The 546-nt window shown below is 56.6% G+C and carries 1 protein-coding gene; it reads left to right on the top strand.

The window, feature by feature from the left end; translation table 11 throughout:
- The coding region (locus tag B9Z45_RS16820; RefSeq protein ID WP_146180911.1) for a transposase at positions 1-271 on the top strand (271 nt) is incomplete at its 5' end.
- Positions 272-546: the final 275 nt, after the last annotated feature.

Raw genomic sequence — 546 nt, 5'->3', positions numbered from 1 at the left:
GAAGGCACTGATCGCATCCAAGGCACCACATGCGAACGACTTCACCAACCAGCGGGTGCGCAAGGGAGGTGAGGTTGACCCGGCCCTGCGCTCGAAGAATCGCAACAAGTCCAAGGTACGCGCCCGGGTGGAGCACGTCTTCGCAGTGGTCAAGCGGCTGTGGGGCTTCACCAAGGTGCGCTATCGCGGCCTGGCCAAGAACGCCACGCGCTCGTTCGTGGCCTTGGGTCTGGCCAACATCTACTTAGCGCGTGGACGCCGCATGGCATGAGTGCGTCTTCAGAGCGCGCAATGCGCGTGTCTGGCGTGAAAAGGCCAGAAATACGGGCCGAAATTGGGCCGCTTCGCCCATCACATCTCGCATCATGCAATCAACTAGCAACATATCGCTGAATTCGTTGGCTTGTTCAGCGTAGCCTTAACAGGCTGCTGAAATACCCCATTCGCGAGCGCAATTTCGCCCCGCATGGTTTTGATTTTTTTGATTTTCCTTTCGCATTCTGATATTCCCTTCGTTTTTTGTTCGCCTTGGCCCACTTGTAAGCC

Origin of the sequence: Limnohabitans sp. 2KL-17, assembly GCF_003063415.1 — a bacterium.
Taxonomy (GTDB): Bacteria; Pseudomonadota; Gammaproteobacteria; order Burkholderiales; family Burkholderiaceae_C; genus Limnohabitans_A.
The sequence above is the reverse complement of the archived record's forward strand: the minus strand, read 5'-3'. Positions and strand labels throughout refer to the sequence as shown.